Consider the following 3,656-nt stretch of genomic DNA (forward strand, 5'->3'; position numbering starts at 1 on the left):
GCCGGCTGCAGAGGATCGCCGATCAGCTCAAGGTGCCGGTCGAGACGTTTTTTGCCAGCTCTCAGGGAAACGACGACCAGGAGGCCGTTGTCCCGGCCGTCTCCAATGACCCGAAGGTGGTGGAACTCGTCCTCGCGTTCACGGGTATCGCCGACGAGACCACACGCGATAGCGTCCTCTCCATCGTGAAGGCCGCCGCTACGATACAACGAAAGCGTGCTGGTCAGGCATAGGGCCCACCGAACAGGTCGCCCATCGCCTTCCGCCGGAACAGCGTGCACCGGCGCCGCCTCTGATGCTCCGGCCGGTCGTGGATCATGTGGCAGCGTTGGCAGAAGGCCGCGAGGTTGGCGTCTGCGTTGTTTGCCGTGTCGTGATCCCGGTGAGCGGCGGCCAGGACGACATGGGTCCTGCGGGCGCGGCCGAGGATGTCGGTCCCCGACCTGATCCGGATCCGGCGGCCCCACCCATCGCGCCAGCGACTGGCCTCGGCATCCCACCAGCGCCCGTCACCGAGGTGGTAGACCATTTGCCCGTGCGGCCGCCCGCAGCTCTCACAGCGGCCCTGCGCGCGGCCAAAGCGGATCGCCATCGACAGCTCGCGCCAGTCGATCGGGTAGAAGAAGCGGTGCTCGGGCCGGATCGGCATGGGGGCGCACTGTGCCACCAGGAGTGAAGGAAGCGTAGCGGTAGAACGCCCCTACCTACCGTTCATGGACATGTCCGACCTCGAATTCTGGGCGCTCCTCACCATTGCGATCCTAGGCCTGTTCGTGCCGGTGATCATCGTTTGGTGGAAGGGCCGCCCGATCATGCCGATCGCCGTGCTGAGCATCGCGTTCTGGCCTGGCGCGCTGATCCTGGCGCTGCGGTTGCGACGACGGGATCTATAATCTTGAGCGATAGCGCGATCCCTGCCCTCCGAACCCGGCCAATCATCGCAAAACGCCGTTCGGACCCAAGTCTGCTATCGGCTGGAGATGGCCTATAACTTGGGCTTCGCTTGCTACTCATTTCAGCTTGGCCATCCTACGTAATTAATACGTATTTAACCAACATAAATGACGTTCTTGGACATCCAGCGGCTTCTGCAGATCAGGAGCTGCCTCTCAGCCTCTCTCATCGGCAACGACCCCTATGGCTCTCGGGTACGTCATCGCGCTTGCCCTGCTCGGGGCGGGCTCCACCCTGTTCGTCATGGGCATCCTTCGGATGCGCCAAGAGGCCATGGTCCGAGCTGAGGAGCTCAAGAACTTCCTCAAGACCGGCGTATCTCCGATCAATCCATCCCCCATCACGATCACGCCGCACCCCGCGGCACGGAGGCGAGAGGAAATTCTGACCTTGAGCGCACCCCGTTCGCCTCAAGCTGAAGCTACTCGCGCGCTTCGGCGAGCCTACGGTGGCGCTTGCGCTGCCTCAGCCACGGCCTGATCGGCTATCTCGAGGACCGGCTGATGCCCCAGGATGCGCAGTTAATTGTCTGGATGCCTCAACCCGCCTGGCCCAGCCGTGGCCGGGCATTCTCGATGCCTTCGGCCAAACGTCTGAGCTGAGTGGTCGAGGACATCCCAATCGTATCATCGACGTTTCGGGCAGCTTCGGCCCACTCATCATAGAGCTCGATGCCGATCATCAGTGCGCCGCATGAGCTCGCCACGACCACTGCCACCCAAAACAATGTATCCAGCATAGGTGCTCGATCCCTGGTCCTTAAGGATCAATTAACGGACGCGGTTAATGGATCGTTAACCTGCGGACAGGGGTTTGCCGCCAGCGACCGGCCTTGAGCCGAGCGCTGGCAGCAACACCACCTTCCTGGATGACACGGTGCGGCTTCGCCGGCGCGATCGCGCTGAATGCGGATGTTGTTGCCGCCAAGCTTGAGCACAGCTAGAGCCCCTGCTTGTGATCCGGAGCAGGTGCCGATGGGCGATGACGTGACCGCCCTGCTCCTCGCGATTGCGCGAGAGAACGCCGAACTGCGCCAGCAGCTCGCCCTCGCCCAAGACATGCTGATGGAAACCGCGATTGATGCCGGGAACCTGCATGCGTTGACCGAGGCAGTTCAGGCCGAGCGCGATGCGTGGCGTGAGGAGGCCGAGAGGTTGAGCGGACGACGAAAGCATTTCGCCTAGTCCAACGGCCCAAACGCAAACGGCCGGGGTGATGCCCCGGCCGCTGCATCGACGATGTTGCTGAGACTTACCGCAGCAGCTGCAGGATGCCCTGCTGCGCCGTGTTGGCCAGCGACAGGGCCGAGATGCCCAGCGACTGGCGGGTCGACAGAGCCTGCGAGTTCGCGGCCTCCGCGTTCAGATCGGCCGACGTGAGGTTCGACGCGCCGGTATCGAGGACGTTGATCAGGTTCTTGCTGAAGTCCTGACGGTTCTGCACCACCGAGAGGCTCGAACCGAAGGTCGAGGAGTCCGTCCGCAACTGGCTGGACGCGGTGGTCAGCTTGTTCAGAGTCGTGTTGATGTCGGCGTTGAGCAGGAAGTTGCCCTGCCCGACCGTTGACGTCTTGGCTGAACTCCCGGTGATCGCGGTCAGACCGAGACCGCTCGAAGTCTCGTCGGTAGCGGTTACCGTGAGGTTCGAGTTGCCCTTCGGATTGAAGTTGATCGTCAGGTTGTTGTTGTCGCCCTTGCCGTTGATCAGGTTCGTGCCGTTGAAGCTGGAGTCGCCGGCCAACTGATCGATCTGGGTCAGCAGGCTGTTGTACTGCGAGGCGAGCGTCGCCCGGGCCGACACGCCCGAGACGCTGAGATCGGAGCTCTGGCTGGCAGCGGCAACCGTCCCGTAGGTGGGACCGGAAGAAGCGGTGCCCGCCGTGAAGCCGAGAGCCGTCTGGCTGGCTGTGTCCTTGAATTCCACGTCCGAGGACGCGTTCATTACGATCTTGGTGCCGTCGGTGCTCTTCGAGAAGCTGCCGGCACCTACGACTGTGTTGAGCTTGGTCAGGGCCTGGTCGATTGTGTCGCCCGAAGACAGAGCCACCGAGGTCGAGGCACCATTGACGTACAGGTTCACAGTGGTCGCGCCGGCACTCGTCGAATTGGTGTAGGCGGCCGAGGCGGTGCCCGTGGTGGTGATCTGGGTGGACAGCGCTTGGTTGGCGACGGACTTGGCCTGATCGACCAGCTTCTGGATCGAGGTGAGACCCTGGTTGGCGGCCTGGATCGCCTGGACGCCGTTGGAGATCCCGTCGAGCAGGTTGCCGAGATCGCCCGAGCGCTGGCTGAGCGACTGGGAGGTGAAGAAGCTCACCGGGTTGTCGAGTGCCGAGGAGACCTTCAGGCCGGTGGAGAGCCGGTTCTGAGTGGTCGCGGTCAGCGAGGCCGTATCCTGCAGCGAAAGCAGGTTCTGGCGGGTGGCGGCAGTAAGGGTGACACCAGACATAGGAGCGGTCCTTTTGGGCGCTATAAACCGCCGTATTGGCGGCACCCACGATCTACGTCCTTGCTCATTGCCGACATGTTAAATCGATCTGTGAAACGCTGTAGTCGTTAGAAGATCGTTAACGCCTCATGTTCAAAAACTCTCAAATTGAGAGGACATCGAATAATGGGCCTACGCCTCACTTTGAAGCCCTTCGAGCGGCTGATCATCAACGGCGCAGCAATTCGTAATGGCGATCGGCCGGTATCCTTTCT

Annotated in this window: 6 protein-coding genes and 1 pseudogene; 4 read left to right on the forward strand and 3 right to left on the reverse strand. The window is 62.2% G+C overall.

The features are described from left to right. Positions 1-233 (forward strand): annotated as a pseudogene (locus MKL09_RS01220) (transcriptional regulator); the annotation flags it as partial. Here the strand turns inward: MKL09_RS01220 and MKL09_RS01225 are convergent. Next, positions 224-649, reverse strand: a complete 426-nt coding sequence (locus tag MKL09_RS01225) for a hypothetical protein (RefSeq protein ID WP_244017190.1) — start codon at positions 647-649, stop codon at positions 224-226. The pseudogene MKL09_RS01220 and the gene MKL09_RS01225 sit on opposite strands and share 10 nt — an antisense overlap. A 70-nt stretch (positions 650-719) precedes the next feature. Here MKL09_RS01225 and MKL09_RS01230 point away from each other — a divergent pair, with 70 nt between their 5' ends. Next, entirely contained in the window at positions 720-893 is a 174-nt protein-coding gene (locus tag MKL09_RS01230; protein WP_244017192.1) for a hypothetical protein, read from the forward strand. A gap of 599 nt (positions 894-1,492) precedes the next feature. Here MKL09_RS01230 and MKL09_RS01235 read toward each other — a convergent pair. After that, positions 1,493-1,693, reverse strand: coding sequence for a hypothetical protein (locus MKL09_RS01235; protein ID WP_244017194.1), 201 nt, complete (start codon positions 1,691-1,693; stop codon positions 1,493-1,495). 235 nt (positions 1,694-1,928) lie between these two features. Between MKL09_RS01235 and MKL09_RS01240 the strand changes: the two genes are divergently transcribed. Further along, positions 1,929-2,138 (forward strand): hypothetical protein, encoded by a 210-nt coding sequence (locus MKL09_RS01240; RefSeq protein WP_244017197.1) that lies wholly within the window; start codon positions 1,929-1,931, stop codon positions 2,136-2,138. Positions 2,139-2,205: 67 nt separating this feature from the next. Here MKL09_RS01240 and MKL09_RS01245 read toward each other — a convergent pair whose 3' ends face one another. Further along, positions 2,206-3,402: a flagellin gene (locus tag MKL09_RS01245; protein WP_244017200.1), complete on the reverse strand. Its 1,197-nt coding sequence runs from the start codon at positions 3,400-3,402 to the stop codon at positions 2,206-2,208. Between the two features lie 165 nt (positions 3,403-3,567). Between MKL09_RS01245 and MKL09_RS01250 the strand changes: the two genes are divergently transcribed. Next, positions 3,568-3,656 (forward strand): flagellar biosynthesis repressor FlbT (locus MKL09_RS01250; protein WP_244017202.1); only part of this gene is annotated, 89 nt, incomplete at its 3' end.

Source organism: Methylobacterium sp. J-048 (assembly GCF_022829515.1).
Classification (GTDB): Bacteria; Pseudomonadota; Alphaproteobacteria; order Rhizobiales; family Beijerinckiaceae; genus Methylobacterium.

What these genes read in the sequence shown, in the direction of transcription:
- MKL09_RS01225 (WP_244017190.1), bottom strand. Translation starts at nt 649, where the DNA reads ATGCCGATCCGGCCCGAGCACCGCTTCTTCTACCCGATCGACTGGCGC.
- MKL09_RS01230 (WP_244017192.1), top strand. Translation starts at nt 720, where the DNA reads ATGTCCGACCTCGAATTCTGGGCGCTCCTCACCATTGCGATCCTAGGC.
- MKL09_RS01235 (WP_244017194.1), bottom strand. Translation starts at nt 1,693, where the DNA reads ATGCTGGATACATTGTTTTGGGTGGCAGTGGTCGTGGCGAGCTCATGC.
- MKL09_RS01240 (WP_244017197.1), top strand. Translation starts at nt 1,929, where the DNA reads ATGGGCGATGACGTGACCGCCCTGCTCCTCGCGATTGCGCGAGAGAAC.
- MKL09_RS01245 (WP_244017200.1), bottom strand. Translation starts at nt 3,402, where the DNA reads ATGTCTGGTGTCACCCTTACTGCCGCCACCCGCCAGAACCTGCTTTCG.